The organism is Candidatus Thiothrix putei (assembly GCA_029972225.1).
Taxonomy (GTDB): Bacteria; Pseudomonadota; Gammaproteobacteria; order Thiotrichales; family Thiotrichaceae; genus Thiothrix; species Thiothrix putei.
In genome coordinates, this window is record CP124756.1 from 338,564 (window position 1) to 364,241 (window position 25,678).

22 protein-coding genes are annotated in these 25,678 nt (G+C 51.9%); 16 read left to right on the forward strand and 6 right to left on the reverse strand.

Translation table 11 applies throughout. The features are described from left to right. Positions 1 to 27: 27 nt before the first annotated feature. Positions 28 to 1,629 carry an ATP-binding protein gene (locus tag QJT81_01715; protein ID WGZ94735.1) on the forward strand — a complete coding sequence of 534 codons (1,602 nt, stop codon included), beginning with the start codon at positions 28 to 30 and terminating at the stop codon, positions 1,627 to 1,629. A gap of 1 nt (position 1,630) precedes the next feature. Here QJT81_01715 and QJT81_01720 read toward each other — a convergent pair whose 3' ends face one another. Continuing rightward, positions 1,631 to 1,825, reverse strand: a complete 195-nt coding sequence (locus QJT81_01720) for a DUF2892 domain-containing protein (GenBank protein WGZ94736.1) — start codon at positions 1,823 to 1,825, stop codon at positions 1,631 to 1,633. 155 nt (positions 1,826 to 1,980) lie between these two features. Between QJT81_01720 and QJT81_01725 the strand changes: the two genes are divergently transcribed. The 9 genes from QJT81_01725 (at position 1,981) to QJT81_01765 (ending at position 7,899) form a co-directional block, all read left to right on the forward strand. Further along, a complete protein-coding gene (locus tag QJT81_01725; GenBank protein ID WGZ94737.1) occupies positions 1,981 to 2,358 on the forward strand; it encodes a hypothetical protein in 378 nt (125 codons plus the stop codon). A gap of 41 nt (positions 2,359 to 2,399) precedes the next feature. Further along, positions 2,400 to 2,801, forward strand: a complete 402-nt coding sequence (locus tag QJT81_01730; GenBank protein WGZ94738.1) for a LysR family transcriptional regulator — start codon at positions 2,400 to 2,402, stop codon at positions 2,799 to 2,801. A gap of 7 nt (positions 2,802 to 2,808) precedes the next feature. Further along, positions 2,809 to 3,162, forward strand: a complete 354-nt coding sequence (locus QJT81_01735; GenBank protein ID WGZ94739.1) for a LysR substrate-binding domain-containing protein — start codon at positions 2,809 to 2,811, stop codon at positions 3,160 to 3,162. A 45-nt stretch (positions 3,163 to 3,207) separates the two neighbouring features. Continuing rightward, complete coding sequence (locus QJT81_01740; protein ID WGZ94740.1) at positions 3,208 to 3,873, forward strand: hypothetical protein; 666 nt, start codon at positions 3,208 to 3,210, stop codon at positions 3,871 to 3,873. Beyond that, complete coding sequence (locus QJT81_01745) at positions 3,863 to 4,330, forward strand: YcgN family cysteine cluster protein (GenBank protein WGZ94741.1); 468 nt, start codon at positions 3,863 to 3,865, stop codon at positions 4,328 to 4,330. The genes QJT81_01740 and QJT81_01745 overlap by 11 nt, the downstream gene beginning before the upstream one ends. Beyond that, the gene (locus tag QJT81_01750) at positions 4,306 to 4,698 is read left to right on the forward strand and encodes a S4 domain-containing protein (protein ID WGZ94742.1); all 393 of its coding nucleotides are present in this window, start codon (positions 4,306 to 4,308) and stop codon (positions 4,696 to 4,698) included. Before QJT81_01745 ends, QJT81_01750 begins: the two co-directional genes overlap by 25 nt. Before the next feature lie 127 nt (positions 4,699 to 4,825). After that, the gene (locus tag QJT81_01755) at positions 4,826 to 5,506 is read left to right on the forward strand and encodes a response regulator transcription factor (protein ID WGZ94743.1); all 681 of its coding nucleotides are present in this window, start codon (positions 4,826 to 4,828) and stop codon (positions 5,504 to 5,506) included. Between the two features lie 10 nt (positions 5,507 to 5,516). Then, positions 5,517 to 7,220: a hypothetical protein gene (locus QJT81_01760; GenBank protein WGZ94744.1), complete on the forward strand. Its 1,704-nt coding sequence runs from the start codon at positions 5,517 to 5,519 to the stop codon at positions 7,218 to 7,220. Beyond that, positions 7,204 to 7,899 carry a hypothetical protein gene (locus QJT81_01765; protein WGZ94745.1) on the forward strand — a complete coding sequence of 232 codons (696 nt, stop codon included), beginning with the start codon at positions 7,204 to 7,206 and terminating at the stop codon, positions 7,897 to 7,899. Before QJT81_01760 ends, QJT81_01765 begins: the two co-directional genes overlap by 17 nt. 16 nt (positions 7,900 to 7,915) lie before the next feature. On the opposite strand, the gene QJT81_01770 is transcribed toward QJT81_01765, so the two are convergent. Continuing rightward, positions 7,916 to 8,392, reverse strand: coding sequence for a hypothetical protein (locus QJT81_01770; protein ID WGZ94746.1), 477 nt, complete (start codon positions 8,390 to 8,392; stop codon positions 7,916 to 7,918). Positions 8,393 to 8,427: 35 nt separating this feature from the next. Next, positions 8,428 to 10,650, reverse strand: a complete 2,223-nt coding sequence (locus tag QJT81_01775; GenBank protein ID WGZ94747.1) for an FG-GAP-like repeat-containing protein — start codon at positions 10,648 to 10,650, stop codon at positions 8,428 to 8,430. Between the two features lie 472 nt (positions 10,651 to 11,122). On the opposite strand from QJT81_01775, the gene QJT81_01780 reads away from it, so the two are divergent. From QJT81_01780 to folE, 3 genes are all read left to right on the forward strand, one after another. Further along, entirely contained in the window at positions 11,123 to 11,638 is a 516-nt protein-coding gene (locus QJT81_01780) for a hypothetical protein (GenBank protein WGZ94748.1), read from the forward strand. A 46-nt stretch (positions 11,639 to 11,684) separates the two neighbouring features. Continuing rightward, complete coding sequence (locus QJT81_01785; protein ID WGZ94749.1) at positions 11,685 to 13,682, forward strand: AsmA family protein; 1,998 nt, start codon at positions 11,685 to 11,687, stop codon at positions 13,680 to 13,682. 94 nt (positions 13,683 to 13,776) lie between these two features. Continuing rightward, positions 13,777 to 14,325 carry a GTP cyclohydrolase I FolE gene (folE, locus tag QJT81_01790; protein ID WGZ94750.1) on the forward strand — a complete coding sequence of 183 codons (549 nt, stop codon included), beginning with the start codon at positions 13,777 to 13,779 and terminating at the stop codon, positions 14,323 to 14,325. A 4-nt stretch (positions 14,326 to 14,329) separates the two neighbouring features. Here folE and QJT81_01795 read toward each other — a convergent pair whose 3' ends face one another. Further along, positions 14,330 to 14,497 carry a hypothetical protein gene (locus tag QJT81_01795; GenBank protein ID WGZ94751.1) on the reverse strand — a complete coding sequence of 56 codons (168 nt, stop codon included), beginning with the start codon at positions 14,495 to 14,497 and terminating at the stop codon, positions 14,330 to 14,332. A gap of 68 nt (positions 14,498 to 14,565) precedes the next feature. Beyond that, positions 14,566 to 16,422 carry a translational GTPase TypA gene (gene typA, locus QJT81_01800; GenBank protein WGZ94752.1) on the reverse strand — a complete coding sequence of 619 codons (1,857 nt, stop codon included), beginning with the start codon at positions 16,420 to 16,422 and terminating at the stop codon, positions 14,566 to 14,568. A gap of 69 nt (positions 16,423 to 16,491) precedes the next feature. On the opposite strand from typA, the gene QJT81_01805 reads away from it, so the two are divergent. Continuing rightward, entirely contained in the window at positions 16,492 to 17,319 is an 828-nt protein-coding gene (locus QJT81_01805) for a GntR family transcriptional regulator (protein ID WGZ94753.1), read from the forward strand. On the opposite strand, the gene QJT81_01810 is transcribed toward QJT81_01805, so the two are convergent. Further along, positions 17,282 to 18,223: a ribokinase gene (locus tag QJT81_01810; protein WGZ94754.1), complete on the reverse strand. Its 942-nt coding sequence runs from the start codon at positions 18,221 to 18,223 to the stop codon at positions 17,282 to 17,284. The two genes, QJT81_01805 and QJT81_01810, sit on opposite strands and share 38 nt — an antisense overlap. A 143-nt stretch (positions 18,224 to 18,366) precedes the next feature. Here QJT81_01810 and QJT81_01815 point away from each other — a divergent pair, with 143 nt between their 5' ends. After that, positions 18,367 to 21,423: a hypothetical protein gene (locus tag QJT81_01815; protein ID WGZ94755.1), complete on the forward strand. Its 3,057-nt coding sequence runs from the start codon at positions 18,367 to 18,369 to the stop codon at positions 21,421 to 21,423. 21 nt (positions 21,424 to 21,444) lie between these two features. Beyond that, a complete protein-coding gene (locus QJT81_01820) occupies positions 21,445 to 25,668 on the forward strand; it encodes a hypothetical protein (GenBank protein WGZ94756.1) in 4,224 nt (1,407 codons plus the stop codon). Positions 25,669 to 25,678 lie beyond the last annotated feature (10 nt).

The window sequence follows — 25,678 nt, forward strand, 5'->3', positions numbered from 1 at the left end:
CTGGGCGTTTCTTATATACTTTTAACTATGCATACAAAACATCATTTGGCGTTGTTACATCGTTTGGCTCATCTAGCGGCACTGAGTGTGATATTGCTCGGTGTATTGGTGTTGGTGGGGTGGTTCAATCAAATACCCGCGTTGTATCGTGTTGAAGATAATTTGCCGCTAATGACACCAGGGGCAGCTTTTTCCTTTATGTTTACTGGTGCAACGTTGTTTTTGTTGCAGCCAGAAAAACCATCGGCATGGCGACGCATTGGCGGGCGACTACTGGCTATGGGGGGGATTGGTTTGGGCTTGCTGATGTTACTGAGCTATTGGCACAGTGTTCCTGATATGTTGCTGGATCAAGGTTTAGCACCCTTAGCGTTGCTGAATTTGTCTGTAGATAAAGACTCTCTGCAAACAGCGATAGCGTTTATTCTGACTAGTATTGGTTTGTTTTTCCTCAGTTTGGAGCGCCCGTTATTGATTAATGTAGCGCAATGGGCCGCTTTCTTCAGTGTCATGTTGTTGGTAGGTGTCTTTTTTGGTTTTGCTCATCAAGAAGATATGTTTAAGGTATTCACGGGTGAGGCAGGAATGGGGCTACTCACGGCGACAGCATTTGCTTTGGTGGGGTGGGGGATTGTTTTGGCTAAAGTGGAAAAAGGTTTTTTTCGCATTATGGTGAGTGAGGCTTCGGGTGGCGTTGTAGCGCGACAAGTGATGTTCCTCATGGCTTTATTCCCACCGCTGCTGGGCTGGTTGCCGGTACTGTGGGGTCAGGTTGAGCACGGTAAGCTCACCCATACACAAGTGGAATCGTTGTTGGCATCGGTGATGGTGATGGCGATTGTCTTGATCGTGATTCGCCTTGCTTGCCGTTTGGATCACGAAGAAGTGTTACGGACGCGGGCGCAGGAAGAAGTGCGTCAACACCAAGCAGATCTCGATCAAATGGTGCGTTTGAATACCTTGGGGGAAATGGCTTCCGGTATTTCGCACGAACTTAATCAACCGTTGGCAGCCGTGGCGAATTATGCAAGTGCTTGCCAACGGTTGATTACGTCAGGGGAGAATACGCAGCGTTTGCAAGAGCCTTTGCAAGCGATTCAGCAACAAGCCTTACGTGCCTCAGAAATTATTCGTAAGATGCGGGCGTTGGTGCGTAAACAGCCGCCGCATAAGGTTAGCGCGTGTTTGGAGCAGGTTATCCACGAAGCCTTGCAACTCAGTAAAGTCGATGCGAATAAGTTTAGTGTGCCGTTGTTATTGGAATTGGATGATACCGTGCCAGATATTCCGCTAGATAGTATTCAGATTCAACAGGTTATCTTAAACATTGTGCGTAACGCATTGGATGCGATGCAGGCAACGCAAAGTCACCGCCGCCAGATATTGGTTAAGAGCTTTATGAATCAGCAGGGTATGGTGCAAGTGGATATTTCGGATACTGGCCCTGGCATGGATGCGGAACTCAAACAACGGGTATTTGATGCGTTCGTAACTACTAAAGGTTCGCAGGGGATGGGGATTGGTTTGTCGTTATGCCGTTCAATTATTGAAGCACATGGCGGGCGGTTGTGGGTCGAATCCGAACCGGAGCAGGGTGCAACGTTTTCGTTCACCCTGCCGGTGAATTAGCTTAGGCTTTGATGAAAGGCAGTTTCTTCAATACCATTGCCGCTGGGCAGAAGCCGGTGAAAGCGGATTGAATCAGGTTAACCGCAATAAATACCATCAACCAGAAGCCAACGGCTTCGGAGACAGTCGCACCCAGAATCAGCGCGACTAAAATCATGATGCCAGCGAAAACTTGAATGGCGTTACTAAGAGTCATGGGTGTTCCTTCTTTATCTATCAGGTGGTTAAATTTACGTATTCTAAGCGCACTGAGTATATTAGAACTTGTTAATAAACACAATTGACCGATCTCAATGTCACCTAAAGACTTGTCCGCGATGATGTACCTTTAGTCTGTTACAGGTGTTGACCATGGTGTTTACGATGAAGCATGTGTTGCTGAGTAGTGGTGTAGGTTTATTGCTTGGCATGTTGGGAATGCAGCTTTGGTGTGGTCAGCAATACCCCGGTCGCCCGCTGTTTGTGGAAATTACCAATATGCGCGGTGAAACGATTCCCTTGCTCAAAATTGAACATGGAAATGATCTCAGCCAAGAAAAAATATTGTTAACCCAATTACGAGCGGACGAAACTCGCATAATTACGTTAAACCATGAGCCGGGGCGAGGTTATAGTGTGGAAGCGCAACTGTTAGATGGTAAAAAGGTTGAGGCTTGTGTTGGCAAAACTTCCAGCCGTTGGGTGAATGAGGTGGCGATTACCTCTAACGGGATTTTTAGCCGGGATTAAGCAAAAAATGCGGGCATAGTTATCTTAAAAAGCGATAAAGCATGAAACTGTTCCAACTACGCTTACTCAAAACGCTGCTGAATAACGGCATGAACGTGTCGCGGGCAGCGGATCAGCATTACATTGTGCAATCCGCCGTCAGCCGCCAACTGGGCTTGCTGGAAGAAGAGCTGGGGATGCCGCTGTTCGAGCGCAAAGGCAAACGGCTGGTTGAGGCAACGCCCGTGTGCAAAGCGATTGTGCAAGAACTCGACCATATCGAGCAGTCGCTGGAAAACATCCGTGCGGTGGCGGGCGATTACCGCCTGCAAACCCGTGGTGAAATTCGCATTGCCACCACGCATACCCAAGCCAAGTATTTTTTACCCGAAGTGATGTTGGAATTTCGCCAGCGTTATCCCGATGTGGCGATTCATTTTTTGCAGGGCACGCCCGTGGAGTAAGCTGACGTTGGCACGCATTGCGGCGCATCCGGTGCTGACCTACATTTTCGGGTTTACGGGGCGTTCCAAAATCCATGAAACGTTTCGCAGTGCGGGGTTGGAATTGGATGTGACCTTTGCAGCGACCGATACGGATGTGATTATTAGCTACGTGCGGTTGGGGTTTGGCGCGGGGATTATTGCGAAAATGGCGTATTCGCATATTCACGACGACGATTTGGTGCTGCGGGATTTGTCGCAGTTGCTGCCTGTGTCGACGACCCGCGTGGCGTGGATGAAAAACAAGTACCTCAAGCAATACGTGTTGGAGATGGTGGATTTGCTGGTGGAGCAGGGGGAGAGTGAGGAGTGGTATGTGTAAGCGTGGGGGCGTTATAATGAGCGTTCGTGATTGAGAAGATGGTACATGAAACACACACTGATATTGAGTAGCCTACTTGCCCTGACTCTTGGCATGACCGGCTGCGACTCTTCCCCCCAACACCCCGAAGATTTGCCTTGGCAAGTCACCCTCAGTGCCGAAGGCAATCCGCAAGTGTTCCACTTGGACATTGGCAAGGCCACGCTGAAGGATGTGATCGAACGCTTGCACAGCTTCCCGGAAATAGCGGTATTTGCGCACGAAAGCGGTAAGCGTACCCTCGAAGCCTATTTCGGCACACAACGCCTCGGTTTGTTTGAAGCCCAAATTATTGCTGAATTGCAAGCCACACCTGCGCAGTTTGACAGTTTCCAAACCAACAATACCAAGCGTGAAGGCATGGCAAGCGGGCAATGGAAATACACGATGGCGGAAGCGGATGTGAAAATTGCCAACGATTTGCGGGTGCAGCGCTTAATTTATATGCCGGTCATCAATTACGAGCCTGAAATCGTGGTAGCACGCTTTGGCGAACCGGCGGAACGCGCCGCCTCGTTGCAGGCGGGAATCGACTACTGGTTTTACCCCAGCAAAGGCTTGGCAATTTTGATGAATACTGACGGTAAAGAGATTCTTTATTACACTAATCAACACGATTACGCCGCGATGAAACAGGGATTGCTGGAGACGAAACCGTACAATGACAAGTGAAGCCCGCACCCCGCCTTGGTGGAAACAAAAGAGCCTTGCCGAGATGAATGAGGCGGAATGGGAGAGCATTTGCGACCATTGCGCCAAATGCTGCCTGATTAAGCTGGAAGACGAGGAAGACAGCACGGTGTATTACACCGATGTGGCGTGCGATTTACTGGATGGCACGACCTGCCATTGCAAAGATTACCCGAATCGTGAAACCCTGGTGCCGGATTGTTTGCATTTAACGCCGGATAATTTGGATGAGCTGTATTGGATGCCGCCGAGTTGCGCCTACCGTTTGTTGCATGAGGGGAAAAACTTGCCGTCCTGGCATCATCTGGTGTCGGGCGATAAACAAAGCATTCACCGCATGAAGCAATCGGTGATCGGGCGTTTCACTTACGCCGCCGAGGTGAAGGAAGAAGATTGGGAGGATAGGGTCGTTACATGGCCGCTGAAGAAGAAAATGTAAGCCAACGCATTGATAAATGGTTGTGGGCAGCGCGGTTTTTCAAAACCCGTCCGCTGGCAGTGGAAGCCATTGATGGCGGGCATGTGCAGGTGAATGAGGAGCGTGTTAAACCCTCGCGGCAAGTGCGTATCGGTGACAAGCTGCGTATCAAAAAGGGCTTTGAAACTTGGACGATTACTGTGCAAGGTTTGAATGAACAGCGCCGCCCGGCCAGTGAGGCCCGTTTGCTGTATGCCGAGTCGGAACATCACCGCGAGCAGCGCGAAGCGGTGATGGAAGAGCGGCGTTTGCACGGGGTGAATGTCAGGGTGCATAAGCCGGATAAGCGGGAGCGGCGGTTGATCGACAAGTTTAAGCAGGGCTGGTGACAAGGTGTTTGCTGGAATTTACGAAACATAAACCTGTTGAACCTGCTAAAGTAGTTATGTACGGGTAACATGGATTATCACGCTCAGCATTACGGCTTGTTGGGTGTTTATAGAAAAGGAAGTCGCCATGCAACATGTGCTGATTGTGGAAGATGTCCCTGAAACTGCTGAATGGCTAGGTGCTGTCCTGCAACAAGCTTTTGGCGAGGTACACCTCAATGTGGCGACTACCTGTCAACAGGCGCGGCAACTATTAGGCAAGGTCAGCATAAACTTAGCACTACTAGACATTAACTTGCCCGACGGTAGCGGTATCGACTTAGTGGCGGGTGTGCATCAGCATTACCCCAATGCCTATATTGTTATCACGACCATTTTTGATGATGAGGAGCATATCCTCCAAGCTGTGCAAGCAGGCGCACATGGCTATTTGCTGAAAGACTCGTCTGAGCGGGTATTTATCCAGAAATTACGCGGTATTCTCAGTGGCGATCCGCCGCTGTCACCGAGTATATCGCGGCGCATATTGCAGTATTTCTCGGCAGCCGGAAGCGCTCATAGCACACCGGATAATCAGCATTCCGCTGTTAATCGCAGCGACGTGGCGAGTCTAAGCCCCCGCGAACGCGAAGTGCTAATATTAGTCGCCAAGGGGCTGAGCCGTGGTGATGTGGCTGAATTATTGGGGCTTTCTACCAATACCGTAGCGCGGTATATCCGTGATGTGTACCAGAAGCTCAATATATCCAGCCGCGCCGAAGCGGCAGTAGAGGCTTGCCGCATGGGGCTGGTCAAGACAGATTTCTGAGGTTGCTTGTTTGAATTGGCTGCCATCCAAACCCATCATTGCCCCAGCCAATATGTTGCTGGCAGTATTGTTATTCATTGCCGTCACCCAGATGACTTCCGCTTACCTATTGACCCAACAACAGTGGACGGGTATCCGGGTCACTTCCACGCCTGCGGATACGCTGCTAATCAAATCCATCAGTGCCAATTCCCCAGCCTCTGGAAAACTCGCCGCCGGTGAAACCTTACTTGGCCTGCAAGTCGATGGGAAGCTGCTACAGATCAAGCCATTGCTGAACGGTTATGCACCACTTTCCCCCGCGACATTCGCACAGCGGGCAGATTTTTATCAGCAACAGCAAACCCTGCACCAAGCCTTTACCCAACATGCTCAGGTGACTTTTGTGACCACGACGGGCAAAACCGTTTCGCTGACACCCGCTGCACGTACCCCCGTTACTGCTATCCCCGCTGTGTTTTGGTTGTTGTGCCTTGCAAACATGATTTCGCCGTTGGTGGGAGCGTTGGTCTGGACATACCGCCCTTATCAAAAAGCATCCCTGTTTTTACTGCTGCATAGCTTGCTGTACTACGTTTTTGCGGTCAGCGGCGCTGGGGTTATTGCCACGGAATTTTATATGGAACCGGGCGCATTGCGGCAGAATTTGCTGCTGCAAGCGACTGGCATTAACTTTGCCGCTACGCTGATTCTGGTCATTCTGTGTGATCTGCCCAAACCTTTGGTGCGCGGGCTGTGGTTGTTCTGGCTGGTTATGGGCTTTACGGCGTTCTCCACCGCCAATTATCACTACGGTTGGATTGAAACGCCGGGGCATATTTTTTACATACAGTACCCATTTTTGTACGTGATCGTGTTGGGCATTATTGCCCTGCAAATGCACCAGACGCGCCGTCAGCCGGTGGAACGGGCGAGCCTGCATGTTCTCGCGGCAGCTTTTATGTTGCCAAATGCCATTATTATTGCATTGCATGTTTTCCCTATTCTGCTGGGTAAGCCGCCGATTGTTGGCAATATTTCGGCGCTATTGCTGTTTAACCTCATGGCGATAGGGCTTGGGGTGGGGATTCTGCGCTATCGGCTGTTTGCGATTGAATTCTGGTGGCTAAAGTCCATGCTGTGGATTGTGGGGGGCTTGCTGGTCGCGGGTATTGACGTGGCGTTAATGACATTGCTGCAACTGCGGGGTGATTATGTGCTGGCAATGTCGGTCATTATTGCGGGCTTTTTGTATTTTCCGCTACGCCAATGGCTATTGGATAAGATTATTCCAATGGAGCGCCAGAATCTCAGTGATTTTCTGCCCGCTTTAAGCAGCAATCTTGGTGATGCGCTCTCTAAAGAAAACTTTGAACAACGTTGGCAGGAATCCTTGCAGCAGCGCTTCCTTCCTTTGCATATCGAAAAGTTGTCTTCCACCGTTACCACTACCAATTTGTCAGACAATGGTCTGCACCTCGATGTGCCTAGTCTTGGCAACCAACATGCGTGGCGTTTGACCGGTAAACAACGGGCGGCACGGCTGTTTAATAAAACCGATGCGAAACATACCGATTCGCTGCTAACGGTGGCACGGATGGCTAGCAATGCCAGCGAAACCCGCCAGCAGGCTATTCTGGAAGAGCGGCGGCGCATAATGCACGATCTGCATGACAGTGTTGGTGCAAAACTGCTAACCCTGAGCCATAAGCTACCGGATGCAACTGACCGGTAAACAACGGGCGGCACGGCTGTTTAATAAAACCGATGCGAAACATACCGATTCGCTGCTAACGGTGGCACGGATGGCTAGCAATGCCAGCGAAACCCGCCAGCAGGCTATTCTGGAAGAGCGGCGGCGCATAATGCACGATCTGCATGACAGTGTTGGTGCAAAACTGCTAACCCTGAGCCATAAGCTACCGGATGCAACGCACCGTGAGGATGTGCGGCAGGCACTGATAACTTTACGGGAAACCGTGCGATTATCGCAGCAAGCCAGCCCGACCAAACTGGTGGATAATATTGCGGATTGGCGGGCAGAAATTGCCGGGCGAGCCGAAGCCGCAGCAGTCAGGTTACGTTGGCGGCAGGATGAGCGCTTGAATGCTTGCCAATTATGCCCACGCCGGATACTGCAAGTGTCGCAGATACTCCGTGAAGCAGTTAGCAACGCGCTGCGGCACGCCGAACCAGAGACGTTGGAGGTGGGTTTTGCTTTATCCAATAATAAGTTGCACCTGATCATTACCAATGACGGAAAAATATCCCCGCCTGAGCGTTGGCAAGCGGGGACTGGAGTAAACGGTATCCGGCATCGGGTCGCGGCGTTAGGCGGGGAAGTGGGTTTTTATGGCAGTGATCCTCCCCAATCCAGAATCACGGTGCATATTGCTGTTCCCCTGCAAGTCTAATTTCCCCACTACATGATTATTGACGCCAAGAATAACTCCTTAATATGCTATTTTGTGGAAGAGCACAGTGAATAACAATCGTATCAGTATTACTCGCTGTTGCAGCGGCTACAGAGGGAACGGTCAGTGAATATTCACCTGTTCCGCCCCGTGCATAAAAAGTTTGTGATACGATGTTACGTGTACCATTAGCACTTTGACGGACTACCGTGCAAGGTACAAAAGCATTGCCGGATTTATAGACATTAACCCTAAGCGAACTAGTAGCTAAATTGTCTAAATCCGCCACAACAGGGCAGACTAACATGGAACTATACGTAGTACTCTGGTTTTTCCAGCCATTCTTCTCTTCTACTAAAATATTGCCACTTGCAGCGTTATATGACTGGCATGTAATGCCGGGAGCCGTGACTTGACCGGCAAAAGCTGCTGGCACTAATGTCATCAGAGTAAATACTCCTGCAACTTGATAAATACTAGTATTGAACTTCATGATATTTTCCTCAACAGTAAATGGGTGTGCTGGATTTAATAAACTAATGATCCTTCTAATGATAAATGCACGGTGGCGGTATACCCTTCACTGGCAAATGAATCCACATTCAGCCTAAACCGTAACCCACTAACACCAGGATTCAAGTCGAATGTATGGGAGGAACCTGGTAAGCGCTCTGTACCACCTTGGGCAATCAGCATGGATTTGCCATTAACAACATGGTGTACCAGTACAGTGTCTTTGGATATACCCTGATCCCAACCGCTTTTAACCCGATATTCGATGCTATAATAATCTTGTTCACTGTGACCTAAGCGGATTTCCAGATAACCATTGGCTTCAGGTTTATTCAAAGCAGCAATATCCAATTTTACGGGTTCTCTGCCTTCAAGCTCACTCAAGGTAAAACGGCGAATTCTGTGTTGCGGAATAAATGCTTTACGGAGTGGCGCATTCATTTCTGGGCCAGCCGCCCGCCCGTTAATAGGCTGATAACCAAAAGTAGCAACATCCATTGCACTCATAATATCCCAATGGTCATAATATTCTCCGGGTTGGGAAGGCCAGTCAGGTTCATGAATTCTGCCAGTATCGTCAAAGGAATGTCCCCAACCAAACGTATGCCCAACCTCGTGACTCATAAACGTGAGATTGGAGGAGTCAGGGGTTAGCAGTACATACCCGTGATTGCCTGCATCCCCTTCGCCATTGACCAAGGTGACAATGCCGCTATAGCCATCTTTGGAACCCGTGTATGCTCTTGCGCAATAGTCCGCTCTTTCCCAGCGACTAGGCAGCCTTCTCCACGCTGCGTTAGTAATGGACATACGCTGCCATTCATCGACCAGTTTACTGTCATACAAATTCCACGCACCGTAGGAAATATCCCGCCAATAGTCGTTATTGGCATTATTCAGATTCCGGTAAAATTGGTTTGTTTCCGGTTCCGCATTAATGTCAGCAAACTTGCATTTCAGGAACAGCAAGGGTTTTTTCTGCATGGCAGTCCAGCCAGCATGGTTATTAGGAGAATGTTGGGTATACGCCCACCAGTAAGTCAGTTGCAGTGCATTATTGTCCCAACGCGCATCGCTGCGGGCAAACATATTACTGTCCAGCAAATACACCATGGCATCATCGCGATTCACCGCCCCGGTTTCCCCATTGTGGTCGTGCATGTGACCCCAAAACAACAGGGATCGCCTATCCTGATTGATTTGCCCCGTCGCAACATTTTCCATAGCGGGTAAGCTGCCGTTAGCATATTCGATCTTAAAAAAGCGCGTTGCGCCCGTGTCCTTGTTGTGCATGACCAGATCATCGGTCGTGTTATTATCAATGCGGGCGACTGTCACCTGCTCATTGCTGCCCACGATTTGATTGGTGGTGAATGCCCACCAGAAGGTATTGCGCCCATTATGGTAGGTGGAGCCGTACAATAATACCTGGCCTTGTGGGTTGATAATTACAAGGTCATCCCTGCCATTGCCGTCTACATCAGCCGCGCGGATTTGCAGATTATTCCGTGCTAATCCCTGAAGATTGCCTTCGTCAAAGTTTTCCATTAGCCGGAAAAAATGATCTTCTTTAAGGGAGTACAGGCGAAATTTTCCTCCAGAACGTGGATAAACCAGAATATCGTCACGTCCGTCACCGTCAAAATCACCGACAATGCTGTCTTCACCATCCGCGATGAAATTGGATTGGGTAAACCACCACCATAACTCCTTATTATCCGTGCTAGTGCCATAACAAACCAATTCATTTGCGGTGGTGATTGCGCAAACCTGATCGTAATTATCGCGGTGAAAATCTCCTGTTATTACCCGCTTGATAGGATTCCTGAGATAAGTGTGCATTAAACCAGTCTTATTAAAATCCGTTTTACTGACAAAAATTTTGTTGTCGGCATACTGGATAAAATCACTTTTTCCATCCCTGTTAATCTCAGCCAGTGAAATATTTTGCGGGATACTTAATTGGCTATTACTGCCCCGCGAATAATAATTTCCTGCTGCTATAGGACGGGAGGCTGTTATGTCTTTATTGACGTTATTGGCATCACCCGGAATTTTTCCGGCGCACTCTTTTTGGCTGCAAGGTGGTGATTGATTAATTCCTTCTATTTGTGCGGCAACAGGTATTTTTGTCGTTGGCACAACCGCATTATGAGCAATCGTAATCCCACTGCCTATGCTAAGGCCGGGAATTATACTGATCGATAAGGTCAATAGATTGATAGACCATTTGTTCATGGTATATTTCATGGTGTTACTTCCTTGTCACTGTTACAAACACAAATGAATACAGGAAATATTTTTGCCGCTGTCCGATTGGCTACAGTTAACTGGCTATATAGCTGGTACTTCAATCACCAATTTTTAGCTTGTTTATTGTTCTGAATTCTGTCCTAATAATTTCACTCTAGCACTTAAGCCTATTCTTCACACCTCCCCAACTGACTACATCCAGACGGATACATTCACACCGATTAATTACCCAATATTTAGGCATAAAAAACCGGCTTGAACAAATCAAAGCCGGTGAATAACGTGCCAGTTGTCGTGGTCAGTTGAGGGGGGCAACAGGCACGCTAATACTTTAACCCCATGCTACTGTTTCTTGCATCATCCATTTGGATGGATCCAAATGAGCAAATTTCTATTGTATTAGCAAATGCTTATGAATGGGTATAAACTGGTGAAACCACTAGAAGGAGACATGATCATGAGCACACGTATAATGATTTTCACTGCCTTGACCCTGTTGGCAGGCAATGCATCGGCTGATTTTTTCGACGGTTTCGATATGGGCAATTTCTTCGGCAACAACCGCCAGGAACAATCCCAGCAAGCTAATGCTGTCGGGCAAACCTATGGCAATGGCAACGGCAATGCCGATGGGCGTTCGCGTGGGCGTGGTGAGGCTGACATTAATATGGATTTCGACCTGAATTTCCGTGCCAAGGCCAATAGCCTGTTCGATGCCAATAGCAAAGCGCAGAGCCGTGGTGATGTGGCACAATACCGGGATGGGCAATTCAACGCTTACGGCGCGGGCTACAACAATACGTATAGCAACGTCAACACCAGCGCATACAGCTACCCGTATACTTATCCGTACAGCTATTACCCGTATTACATGCCTTATGCGCAGCAGCCGACGGTGCAAGCGTACCCTACTTATTATCCACAGCCGTATTACCCGCAAGCACAAGGCTACTACCTGCCGCCAGCCCAATAGGCTATAGTCAGGGGCACTATAAAAAGGCTACAGAAAGGACTAATCCATGCCGATATTGCGCCCACTGGCTTGGCTATTCGCCTTATTGCTGCTGATCCTGGCAGCAGTTGCGGTGTTCGCACTGACATTTGATGCCAATCGTTATAAGCCTGAAATAACGGCACTGGTTAAGGAACAGACCGGTCGTACCCTGGATATTGGCGGTGATATTCATCTGTCCTTTTACCCGGATATTGCCCTGCAATTGGGGCAAGTGACGGTTGGCAATGCCAAAGGGTTTAATCATGAGCCTTTTGCCGAAGCACAAAATGCACGGGTAACGGTGCAATTTTTGCCGTTGTTAGAACAGCAACTTAAAATCAATGAAGTTCACTTACAGGGTTTGAAGCTCAACCTGCATCGCAACAAAAATGGTAAAACCAATTGGCAGGATCTATTGCCGGAAAACTCCCCACAAGCGAATGCTAATGCCGGAGAAGCCATGGCTGGTTTGCTGGGCGGTATGGTGGTTACCGGGGTGAGTGTGGAGGATTCGCAAGTGAGTTGGCAGGATGACCAGCAAGGTAAAGCCCTGAAGCTTGCGCCGCTCAACCTGAAAACGGGTGTCTTTCACCCCGGCAAGCCGGTTGACATCCGTTTAGATACCCACCTGATGCAAAGTCAACCTGCATTGGATATGCAGCTAACACTCGCTACCACGGCGCAACTGGCTGATAATCAAGATGACTTTTCCCTGTCTAAGTTGAGTTTGCAGGTTAAGCTACCGGAGCGTTTGGACGCCAGTATCAGCGGCAATCTGCAAGGCAATCTGAGTAAGGAACGTGCGGCTGTGCCGGACTTACTGGCAACGATCCGGTTTGCCAGTGCAGCTACCGGCGTGGATGCTACCTTGAGCGGCGATACGCGGCTTGATTTGGCGAAACAGCAATTGAATATGACGGCGTTGCAATGGCGTGCTGATGTCAAAGCCTCTCAGCTTCCCGGCGGGCAATTGCAACAACAATCCAGCGGCAAGTTGAGCCTCAATCTGGCGAGTGGCAAAGGCTTACTCGATTTGTCAGAAACGCAGATCAAAGGTGCAGACCATCAACTGGATGGCAGTGTGCAAGTGCATGACCCTTTGTCACCTAAGCGGGTGGTTGAGGGTAAATTTAAGGCTAAGCAGATTAGTTACCCCCCTTTCTCGTTGCAAGAGGCGACGCTAGGTGTCCAGTTTGAAAACGGGCAAGTGACACTCACGCCCAGTGGCACTTTGTTCAACGGGGCGTATCAAGGGGCAATCACCATCGACACCCTGCAAAGTCCGGCAAAACTGCATAGCGAACACAAAGTGCAAAAGCTGCGTACTGAAGAGTTGCTGTTCGCTTTGACGGATGACCGTCTGGTCACGGGGGCGCTGGACATGACCGCAACACTGGATTCGGTTGTGGGTGATGCGGCGGTATTCAAGCAAAACCTCAATGGTCGGCTGGATCTCAACTTGAATGATGGCACGATCCGTGATGCGAATTTCGCACAAAAAACCCGTGAAGTGGTGAAGCTGTTTGAGAAAGAGCGCGTCAACGAGTTGGGCGAAAAAGAAGTGGCTTTCACCAAGCTGGAAGGGCAGTGGCAGGTGGAGCAAGGTGTTTTCCGTACTGCTGAAAACCTGATGGTAGCACCCCATTTTCAGGTTAAGGGAAATGGTGATGTGAATATCGTCAACGAATCACTCGATTTCAAACTGCGCATCAGCGAAAAACCCAAGCCGGATAAACCAGAAGGGTTGTTCGCTCCCTTACACATTCATGGCCCCTGGAAACAGCTTAGTTATGAGGTGGAGTTAGACGTATTACTCAAAGCCCTTGCGAAACGTGAACTGGATAAGGAAACGACCAAGTTGCAGGAACGTTTCGAGACCGAAAAGCAGCAACAAGTGGATGTGCTCCAGCAAAAGCGTGATGACGTTAAACAGCGTTTGCAACAGGAATTACAAGGTGAGGCAGATAAATTAGAGAAACGTTTGCAGGATGAGTTGAAAGATAAGTTCAAGGGTTTGTTTTGAGCCAACCCTAGGATATGCCATGCTACTTGTCAGACGTGTTTATCCGCTTTAACGTTGCTGACATAATTCATTACCCAGTAGGACGACAATAACAATGAGCGATGCCAGCCAACTCTACGCTGATTTGATTACCAGTATTGGTGAAGACATTACCCGTGACGGTTTACTCAAAACCCCGGAACGGGCGGCGAAAGCCTTCAGTTTTTTGACCCAAGGCTACCAACAATCCTTAGACGTTATCGTCAATGAGGCCGTATTTGACTCCAGCAATGATGAAATGGTGGTGGTGAAAGACATCGAATTCTATTCCTTGTGCGAACATCACATGCTGCCATTTGTGGGCAAGGCACACGTCGCTTATTTGCCCAAGGGAAAAGTGTTGGGCTTGTCTAAAATTGCCCGCATTACCGATATGTACGCACGCCGTTTGCAGATTCAGGAAAACATGACCAAGCAAATTGCCGACGCGATTCAGCAAGTGACAGGAGCAGCAGGCGTGGGCGTAGTGTTGGAAGCCCAGCATTTTTGCATGATGATGCGCGGGGTACAAAAGCAGCATTCATCCACGGTGACGTCGATGATGCTGGGGGAGTTCCGTGATAACAGCCGCACGCGGCAGGAATTCCTGCATTTGATCAAATGAGGTTTTAATCGCCGCTGACGACATCAACGACAGCGCCGCCGACTTGGAAAGGGACTTTCGCCACCCCAATCGCCGTGCCAGCGACTACGCCCACGGCAGTGCTCGCCATTTGTACGGCACAGCCTTGCAATAACACGCTGCTGAGTAATACGGTCAGTAATGTTTTTTTCATGATGAAGCCCTTTCTATCAAGATTAAATGGAAAAAAGGGGTCTTGTTGACCCCTTTTCTCTGTTTGGCTTACGCCTCTTTCTTCGGTGCGGCACGCTTGCGTTCATGCTCAATCAGGAAACGCTTACGAATACGGATGCTTTTCGGCGTGATTTCAACCAATTCATCGTCGTCGATGAATTCCATCGCCTGTTCCAATGTCATGCGGATAGGCGGAACCAAGATCAGGTTTTCATCCGTACCGGAAGCACGAATATTGGTCAACTGCTTGGCTTTCAGCGGGTTAACCACCAAGTCGTTGTCGCGGCTGTGAATGCCGATGACTTGACCTTCGTATACCTCTTCGGTGTGACCGACGAATAACTTGCCGCGATCTTGCAGGCTGAACAAAGCATAAGCCAAGGCTTTGCCTGTGCCGTTAGAAATCAATACGCCGTTGTGACGGTTGCCAATCGCACCCGCTTTGTACGGTGCATAGTTATCAAATACGTGATAAATCAAGCCAGTACCGGAGGTCATGGTCATAAAGTCGGTTTGGAAACCGATCAAACCGCGAGCAGGCATCCGGTATTCCAAACGCACCCGACCTTTACCATCAGGAGCCATGTCTTTCAGTTCCGCACGGCGTTCGCCCAGTGCTTCCATGACTTTGCCTTGGCTGGACTCTTCGATGTCAACGGTCACGTTTTCAAACGGTTCCATTTTCACACCGTCGATTTCACGGATGATAACTTCAGGGCGGGAAACCGCGAGTTCATAACCTTCACGGCGCATGTTTTCGATCAGGATGCCCAAGTGCAGTTCACCACGACCGGAAACTTTGAATTTCTCAGGGTCATCGGTGTCTTCGACGCGCAACGCGACGTTATGCAGCAATTCTTGCTTCAAACGCTCGTTCAAGCGGCGTGAAGACGTGCCGGTTTTAACTTCTTTGCCCGCAAACGGTGAGGTGTTGACTTGGAAGGTCATGGTGACGGTCGGTTCGTCAATGGTCAGCGGCGGCAATGCAACCACGTTGTCGGGGTCGCACACGGTATCGGAAATGTGCAGCTCATCCATACCGGAGAACGCGATAATGTCGCCCGCTTGCGCTTCGTTGACTTCGACGCGATCCAAGCCGTTGAAGCCGAGGATTTTCAGCACACGACCGTTACGGATTTTGCCTTCGGTATCAATGACTTTAACTTGGGTATTGGTTTTAACGCGACCTTGCTTGATACGCCCAATCCCGATAATGCCGAGGTAGGAGTTGTAGTCCAATTGGCTGATTTGCAACTGGAACGGCGCATCCGGGTCAACGTCTGGCGCGGCAACGCTGTCGATAATGGTCTGGAACAACGGGGTCATATCGCCGCCGCTAACCGTTTCTTCCAAGCCCGCATAGCCGTTGATGGCAGAAGCGTAAACCACTGGAAAATCGAGCTGCTCGTCAGTCGCGCCAAGGTTGTCGAACAGTTCAAACACCTGATCCATCACGCGATGCGGGTTTGCACCGGGGCGGTCGATTTTGTTAACGACCAGAATCGGCTTCAAACCGTGGGAAAACGCTTTTTGGGTAACGAAACGGGTTTGTGGCATTGGGCCATCTACCGCGTCAACCAGCAATAACACGGAGTCAACCATCGACAGTACACGTTCAACTTCGCCGCCGAAGTCCGCGTGTCCTGGGGTATCGACGATATTGATGCGGTATTCGATACCATCGGCTGGGTTAGTCCAGCGCAGGGCGGTGTTTTTCGCCAAAATGGTAATGCCGCGCTCTTTCTCCAGCGCGTTAGAGTCCATCATCCGTTCGGAGACTTCGGCGCGTTCGCCTAAAGTGCCGGATTGTTGTAACAGTTTGTCAACTAAGGTGGTTTTCCCGTGGTCAACGTGGGCGATGATGGCGATATTTCGCAGATTCTGGATCACAGCTAAGGTACTCAATAGTATTCATGGAAAGGCGCGATTATACTGGGAATATAGTAATTTTCTAATGAATTTACGTGACAATACATGAATAGCTCAGTTCAGCCCCGTTTTTTGCCGGATATTGGTTTAAATGCCGTGAATGATAGCAGTGCCTTTATCCAGCGCCTGAGGCCGGATACTGGCATTTCCGAACCTGTCTATCGGCAATTGCAGCGCCAGATCATTTACATGATTCAGTCCGGTGAGTTGGGGGAAGGGGATAGCCTGCCATCCGAACGTGCCTTGGCGGAAGCACTCAACCTAAGCCGTACTACCGTGCGCCGTTGTTACGATGAATTGCGCGGGCAGGATTACATCAGCACCCACGGACGGGCGGGTGTTATGGTGAAAGTGCCGCCTCGTATCAACCCTGAAATCGGCAAACTCAAAGGTTTTACCGAAGAGATGCGCGAAATTGGGGTGGAGCCTTCCACGCAATTAGTCGAACGCAAGGTGGTGTGTGACCGCACCATTGCTTCGATTTTCAACCGCCCCTCGACTGCCCGTTTCCTCAAGCTGGTACGTCTGCGCTTGGGCGATGGTGTGCCGATGACCCGTGAAGTGGCTTGGTATGATTTGACGCTTGCACCCGCATTGGCGGATTGGGATGTGGTGGGTTCTGCCTATCACTACTTGCAACAGCACTGTGGCGTGACCTTGGCCGATGGCGAACAAACCATCGAAGCCGCCATGAGCAATGCCGAGGAAATGGCAGCGTTTGGTTTCCACGAACCTGGCCCGTGTTTGCTGCTCAAGCGCAAAACTTATGCCACCACGGGGCAGATGGTGGAATACGTCGAGGGAACGTTTCGGGGGGATGCGTACACTTACCGGATTACCTTGAAAATGAATCCGCCAGTGTCTCAGCCATAAACGCCTGTACGCGGGTAAAGGTAGGCAGTGCAGGCAATACGCCCGGCTGTGCTGCTACCATTGCCCCACAAGCATTGGCAAAATGCAACGCGCTTTTTAACGGGTAGTGGTGCAGCAGGGCATACACCAGCCCCGCCGTAAACGCATCGCCAGCCCCCGTGGGGTCAATGGCGGTCATTGGCCATGCGGGTGCATGAGTGGCGGATTGCCCGCGCTGCAACGCCACACACCCGTGTTCTGCCAGCGTCACCACCAACAATTCCCCCTGCCACGCCAATGTCGGCAATAAGTGTAACCATTGGGTAATGGATAAGGTCGGTGCGTTTTCAATACCAAAATAAACCGCTGCTTCGGTTTCGTTGAGGATCAATATATCGGTTAGTGCCAATAATGCCGGGTCAGGAACACGCCAAGGGGAAGGATTCAGCAAGGTTTTAATGCCGTGTTGTCGCGCCTGTTGGAATGCTTCCAGTATTGGTGCATCGGGGATTTCAAACTGGGCGCAAATTAGTTGGCAATCGCACAGAATGCTGCTGCCTGCTTGTACGTGATATGTATCCAGTTGCATATTAGCACCCGGATAGACTGCGATAATGTTGTTACCATCAGCGGCTACCAAACCGACGCCAAAGCCGGAAGCACCCGTCATGCGTAAGACCAAGCGGGTATCCATGCCTTCCGTTTGTAACCAGTCCAGCAATGCCTGTCCTGGTGCATCCATACCAATCGCCAGTAGTGTATTGACCTGTAAGCCCATGCGGTGCATCCCAACGGCTAGGTTCAAGCCTTTGCCGCCGTGTTCTGCCCATAAATGCCCGGCTTGTATGGATTCCCCCGCCTTGGGTAATTGTCCGACGGTTAGGGTGTTGGCGTTGATGTAACTGCCAAGTACAAACACATTCATGCTGCTGTCCTTATCACTATGGTTAGGGATGTTCGCGTAACCAAAATACCAAGGATACGCAAAAATCAGGCATTGCCGAGATTATATTTTGGTACTATATTGGTACTGTTCATGGTGTTAGCGGGATTGCGAGGAGCTGGCTTATGGCGGAAGTTGTAATGAATCCGGTAATCACATTATTGCGCCCGGATGACTTGCTGAATGTGCGGATCGAATGCCGTAACCTGCAACTGGATAAACGTGACCGCGCTGACCCGGTGCTGGTGGCGACCGATGCGGGGCAGGTTGCCTACCTGATTGTGCATTTCCCGCCGCAATCGTTGGCGGAAGAAGCGGTGTATGAAGCCAATAATTCGCTAGAAAATGATGCCAAACGCCAGGCAACTGAAACAGAAGAGGAAAGGAAACGGCGTGAGGCGGGTGGGCAAAACGTTGGTTCGTGGTTAGGGGAACGACGTCCTGCCAAAGCCCGCTTAAGCCAACCCAGCCGCTTGGTCTTCCAACTTCCCGCCGACAGCCATCCCCGCATTCCCTACACCATTGGCGGTCTGCTGAACTGGACAGGCTTGGAACTGAGTGTGTCACCACTGGCTGCCCTTCCACCACAGCCAACGGATGAGCAACGCACCAACGCCCCTCACATTGCACCGCCAACCGATACCGAAACGGCGCTGGAAATGCCCTACCGCCTTATCCTCTCACCTAACCGTAACGTCATCTGGCAACATTCTTCTAACCCAAAAACCCACGCAGGCCGGACGGAACTGTGGCATACGCGCCTGACCCATCCTGCACCGCTACGTGCCATCTGGTCGCCGGATTATGTCGTCAGTAGCAACCTGCCGATTCCGATTTTAAACCAGCCGTGGCCTGCGTTGGGGAAAGCGGATGAATGGGATGGGCAGCCTGTCCTGACGACCATTAACCGCCGTGACAGGCATGAACTGGTGATCCTGACTTCCGGCTTCCACGGTTTTGTCCAGCAAACAGAACATGGCGATTTGATGGGCTTTACACCCACCCCGATCCAGGCTGAACAGGTCTTGCTATCCCCGTTGGGTGGGTGGCTGAAATCCCGTGGCAGTTGGGATAAGCCCCCGGTGTGGTTGTGGGAAAGGCCGGGGCAGCCAAGCCGTCTTGATGCCAACCGGCAGCTCAATATTTCCGAATGGGTGCATGTGGCGACCCAAGGGCGTGACCATTACGTGCGCATTGTGTACGAAGGCCACCTCTACCCGTTCGGGCATCGCGCCGCCTTGATCAAGGTGACAGAACGCAAGTTCAAACCGGTTGATGGGCAGTGGTATGCCTACCTTGCCCAGCGCATGTTTATCGTGGTGCGGGAGCCGCTCAAGGTTTATCCGAATGATGACAGGGGTATGCCGCTGAAACAGGTGCGCTTGACGACCTTGGTGACACCTGACATTGAGCAGCCTCTCCCTTTGGCTGGCACAGATTATAGTTTCTGGGTCAAGGTTAACGGCAAGGATTTACCCTTTAATGCCGTAGGGACGGACAGCGAAGCCCATCAGATTGATTTCACGGCGGGGTTGATTTTTGTTCCTCTGAGTGACGGGAATAAGCTGGATGCGGTCAAGGCAGTTTACGATGCAAACCTTAATCGCATAGCCTGCAATGTTCCGGGGCAGCCAGTTACTTATGCAGAGCGGGATGGGGTGTTGGGCAGTGATAACACGACCTTGCTGACACAAAAACTGTTTTTTGCAACGCAAGGAGGGGCGTTTGCCCCCAAGCTGAGGCAGGCTTCGGTCAAACTGGCGGCTGTCGAGCAATTGGTAGGGAATGAACTGCCCGTCGATATTCGCTACTACGCTGATTATGTCAGGGATGGCGGTGGTTTTGACCAGAACAACGGGGTGTTTGCTGAACTGATCGCGCCAGCTAAAGCCACGTTTGCGGCTGACAAGGCGGGCGGTTTCGCTACCCCTGATCTGTCTATTCGCTACATTACCCGCAAGTTGGGAGCGATTGCCGGTGAGACGGTAGCCAATGCCATCAACGACATGTTCGACCCGGCAGATTTTTTCAAAGCGGTACAGGATAGCGCCAAACTCTTTGGTGAATTGCCGTTGGTCAAATTGATTGATCTTGGTACGTTCAACAATGCGCCCCGCATCCAGTTTTTCCCGCAAGCCAATCCGCCCGAAGTCAGGTTGGATTGGCAACCCGGAATCAGGGGGGTGGATGCTGGCTTTTTCCGCTTCGTTCCCAACAACGCCACCTTGGATATTCGGGGTGTCATGACAAAACCTCTGGATGGGGGGGAAGGGCATTCCCGGTTTGAAGGGTTGTTAACCCGATTCCAACTGGAGTTTTTCAAGGTTATCAGGCTCCACTTTGAATCGTTTGGTTTTGTGTCGGAAACCGGGAAAAAGACCGCTGTTGATGTGCGTTTGTTGCCGGGAGAGGGGGCGCTGGAATTCACCGGCGACCTCAAGTTTGTCAATGAACTGAAAAAGATCATCCCCTCCGGTTTGTTCAGTGATGGCCCTTCGCTGGAGCTAATCCCCAATCCACCTGCCATCCGTGCAGGGTTTTCGATCGGTTTGCCGCCGGTAGCGATAGGGGTGTTTGCGCTCAAGGATGTCAGTCTGGGGGCGAGCCTGACCTTGCCGTTACTGGAAGGCAGGCCGTTGTTTGACTTCAATGTTTCTGAACGCCAGCGCCCGTTCAACCTGACCATTGCCTTCTTTGGCGGTGGTGGCTTCTTCCATCTGCAACTGGATACCAAGGAGGTGCGGATCGTTGAAGCGGCCTTTGAATTTGGTGCTTCCGCCAGCGTCAACTTAGGGGTTGCCAGTGGTGGCGTTCATATTATGGCGGGGATTTATTTCAAGCTGGAGAAAAAAACGGTTGACGTGGCGGGTGCGGCGTCCCGCTCTATCAATACCACAGTGCTGACTGGCTATTTCCGCATGGGCGGGGAATTGTCGGTGCTGGGGTTCATTTCCATCTCGCTGGAATTCCTGCTGAGCTTTACCTACAAGGCTTCTGACAACGGCGCGGGCAAGGCAGTGGGGATGGCGGTGCTGACGGTGAAGGTGGAAGTGCTGTTCATCAGCAAATCGGTGGAAATCAAGGTGGAGAAAGAGTTCGGTGGCGAGGCAGGCGACCCGACCTTTCTTGACACCTGGACGGATGCCGCCATGTGGGACGAATACGCAGGCGCATTTGCCTGATTGACGCGAGGAAAACCGATTATGACCAGCCAAACCTTGTTGTTCACTGTGATGCCACGCGGCGTGAGTCTGGATGCGGAAACCTTGCCGGTATCGGTGTATGTGTCACCGCGCTTGTTTGCGGATGCGCCGCAGGGGTTGTTGAAGGATTTCCCTGACTGGCTGTCTTGGCCGCGTTTATTGCAGGAACAGGGGCTGGAATTGGTATTCCGCTGCAATGGGCAGGATTTTACGGCATTTGCCAATACTCAGGGTTTGCAGCCACTGATGTGGGACGCGCTGTTCAAGCCGGAGACGCTGGTGCGTTCGCATACGTTTGACGATTATTCGCAGCGGCGCATCTTGTGTCCGTCGACCCGTGCCGCGTTGTCGCTGCTCAAGGGCGTTTACCAGCAAGCCAGTATTGAACTGGCATTGCCCAGACCGTTAACGCGGGAAAGTGATTTGCCGGACAATTACCATGCCCTGCAACAACTGGTCAACGGGCTGGAAGTTAACTGGGATGAGCGCAGTTACCGGATGCGTTACGAATATCAGGACATGATGGAAAGCCGGATACGGGAGCTGAAAGCCTCAGGGCTGGCGGCGGATGGGACGATTCCGTTTGAACGCCTAAGTCCACCGGATCGTGATGATTTGCGTAACATTCGCGGGACTATTGCCAAGAGTTTCATCAGTAGCCAGAAGATACCGCCGGGAACCCCGCTGGCGGAAGATCCGCCGGATTTTGTCAACTTGCTGGATTTCCATCAGGTACTCAGTTCCCTTAATTCCTACCCGGCAGTATTGCGGGCGTTGGGGCTGGTGTTGGATGTCGAGCTGCCAAGGGATTTCGTGGCGCTTGCCAGACCGGATGCGCCAGGCAAGTTAAGCGTGGCGGCAGTCCTGCCCCGCTGGGAATGGGCAGTGCCAACCACCGTGCAGCCACTGGAAACCGCCTATCTGCATTTTGCGGCGGAAAATGCTCAGACGCTGTTTTTTACTGCCCCCGGCAGCACCTTGCTACCGCCTCACCAGCCGCCGGACAGGGAGGCCGATGAGGTCGTAGGGCTACTGAACCTGCATCCACAAGCGTTCGGGCTGGCGCAGGTGGATGTGGATGGCGGGATGCACAAACTCATCATGCAGGCGGAAACGATCCAGCCAGACCGGCTGGCAGGCCCTGCTGACCCGCCCTATCCGCAGGTGCTGGACACCCGTGCCGCCTTGCCTGCCTTGCGTTCCGGCGGCTTCTCCCTGTTTGCGGACAGTCGTGGCAGAAAGCTGCTGAAAAAGTTTCAGGATGCGACCCAGTTTAACCGGCGTTTTGACCAGCAGCAGCCACAGGACAAGCCGTTTTGTGCCGAAGACCTGGTGCATGGCTACCGTATCGACATTTGGGACAGCCATAGCGGGCAATGGCATTCCCTGCACCGGCGCAATGCGGTTTACACGCTGGAAGGGCAGACATTCAACAGCGAGGATGAGGAGGGCTTTACCCAGTTGGCAGCCGCCCAACCGCCCCCCAACAAGGACAATCCGCCCGCTGACGACATTTACTTGCAGGAAACCATTGCTCGCTGGGCAGGTTGGAGCTTGAGTGTTGGTTTCCCGGATAATCCGCTGTCCAGTGATCCAGACCCACAGAAAGCCCTTGAGCAGCAACGGGCAGAACAAAACCTGCCTGTTACCCCGTTCAACATGACCACGGATTTCAAGGTGGTGCGCGGTTCCTTGCCCAGTTTGCGGTTTGGGCGGCGTTACCGGCTACGCGCCCGTGCGGTGGATATTTGCGGCAACAGCATTCCATTGGACAGTGAAATTACTAGGCAATTGAGCACCAGCCGGGCCTTGCCCAAGGGACAGGAGGGCGTGCCGTACCTGCGTTATGAGCCGGTGGGTGCGCCGCTGGTGGTGTTGCGTGATCCTGCCGGGGTGACGGGGGCGGGGTCGCAACTGGAGCGACTGGTGATCCGCACCTTCAACAGCGAACCGGCGCTGGATGGGATTGCCGCCAATCTGGACGCTGGCGACCGCCATATCCTGCCGCCCCGTGCCAGTGTGGAAATGGCAGAACGTTTGGGGATGCTGGATGATGCCAGCGGCAAGCTCAGCCTCAGCCCGACCTTGTACCCGCTGTTATGCAGTAAGGATGGAGTGGAGCTGAACCAGTTCGTCACCACAGTAGCAGGCAATGAACAAGGCTTTCCGCTGGAAACGGCGGAACGGCTGGATGCCTTGCCGTATATCCCGGATGTGCTGGCGCGGGGAGCGGCGTTGCGTGATTTGCCGGGTGCACCTGCTGCTACGCTGATCAGTTTTGGCGGTGAGGGCGACTGGCAAACACTGCTGCCGTTCCGGCTGGCACTGGCGGAGGGGGCTGCCGCCCCGGTGTGGGATGCTGATAACCGGGTGTTGACGGTGGCGCTGCCGAAGGGGACTGCCGCTGTGGTTCCCTTGAGCAGTTACCTGCATCCTGACGATCTGAAACTGATGGGGGTGTGGCACTGGTTGCGTGAATACCTCGACGCCATCACCAGTGGTGCAGCTCCCATGCCCGACCTGCCAAGGGTACAGGATGCCATTGCCCATATCCTGCAACGTAGCGTGGAGGGTGGACACTGGATGTTGACACCGCCGCTGGTGCTGAACCTTGTCCATGCGGTGCAGCAGCCGTTGGGGATTCCGGCCTTCACAGCTATCAGTGTTCAGCATGGCGAATACAATGATCAACAGCCTGATCCGCACTTGTTGCAAACGCAGCCAGAAGCGGAACCGACTGCGGCTACCGAGTTAAATCCGGTGACAGCCTGGCGCGTATTGGGCAGCACCGATGCTTACCTACTGGGCGGTTTGCAGGTACATGGTGCAAGTACTGCCAAGGTGGAATTGCTGGCGGAATGGGATGACCCGGTGGATGATCCTGCTCAGTCTGCTCCAGTTACCATTCATCAGGCGGCACCGGTTGACGAAGTGCCGTTGCACCAACTGAATGAACACGGCATTGCCGTGCAACCGACCAACCGGGGCGTTGGTTATTATGACCCTGAACACGATGTGCTGTGTTTTCTCAGGAATGGGGACTACCTAGGCAATCTGGAATCGGGGGCGCGGGCATCACAAGACTTCGCTCCCCGCCATGCTCTCAACGATACCCGGCATCACCGCATCCGTTACACGGCGGTTGCCACCTCCCGCTATCAGGAGTATTTCAGCCCGCTGAACGATGATGGTAGCCAGCGGGATTTCACCCGCCGCAGCGTACCTGTGCTGGTGGATGTTCCCGCATCTACCCGTCCGTTAGCACCGACAGTGGCTTACGTGTTGCCTGCCTTTGGCTGGCAACGGCAAACCCAGACCAACCTGCAACGCAGTGTCCGTTTGGGCGGCGGCTTGCGGGTTTATTTGGAGCGCCCGTGGTTCTCCTCTGGAGAAGGCGAATTGCTAGGTATTAGTTTGTACACCGGCGGGGTTGAGATTGAGCGGGATGAGCAGGTGCGTGAGCAGTGGAAGCCGTTCATTACCCAATGGGGGCATGACCCGGTGTGGCCGCAGACGGGATCTTTGCGCTGGCCACCAAGCCGTTATGCTTTTAAGGGATTTGTTGCCGTTGAAGCCGGTTTGAGTCTGGAAGAAGATGCTGGCAAACGGGTTGAGGTGGTGGGTTATCCAGTGGCGTTCGACCCTGAACAGCAGCGCTGGTACTGTGACCTGACCCTGGATGCCGGGGATGTGTATACGCCGTTTATCCGTCTGGCGTTGGTGCGTTACCAGCCCCACGCTTTGCGTGATGCCAAATTGTCGCGGGTGGTGCTGGCGGACTTTGCGCAACTGACTCCGGAACGCGCCTTGCTGGTGACGGTTGACCCGTACCAGCCGGGGCAATTACGGATTACGGTGTCAGGGGTAGCACCGGTTGGGGCATTGGGGCGTAACCCGTCCATTGAGGTCAGGTTGCAGGAGCGTGCGGAGGAAGATATGGCGCTGGAGGCGGAGTTGGGCTGGGAGGATGCAGCGCCGGAGAGTGCGACCTTTATTTCTGTTCCCGGTGCTTCTGCTGCCGTGTTGTATGCCAGCAATCTGAAATTGAACGTGCCGCTGTTGTCGGGGCGTTATCGCCTGCTGATTACCGAGTACGAGTCCTTCCCGGCAGATAACGAACTCATGCTGTTGCCGCAGGGTCGCCGTCTGGTGTATTGCGAAAGCGTATTGCTGGATGCGGCATTACTGGCTGAACCGGGCAACGATCGGTTAACCAACTTATGACGCTATTTCA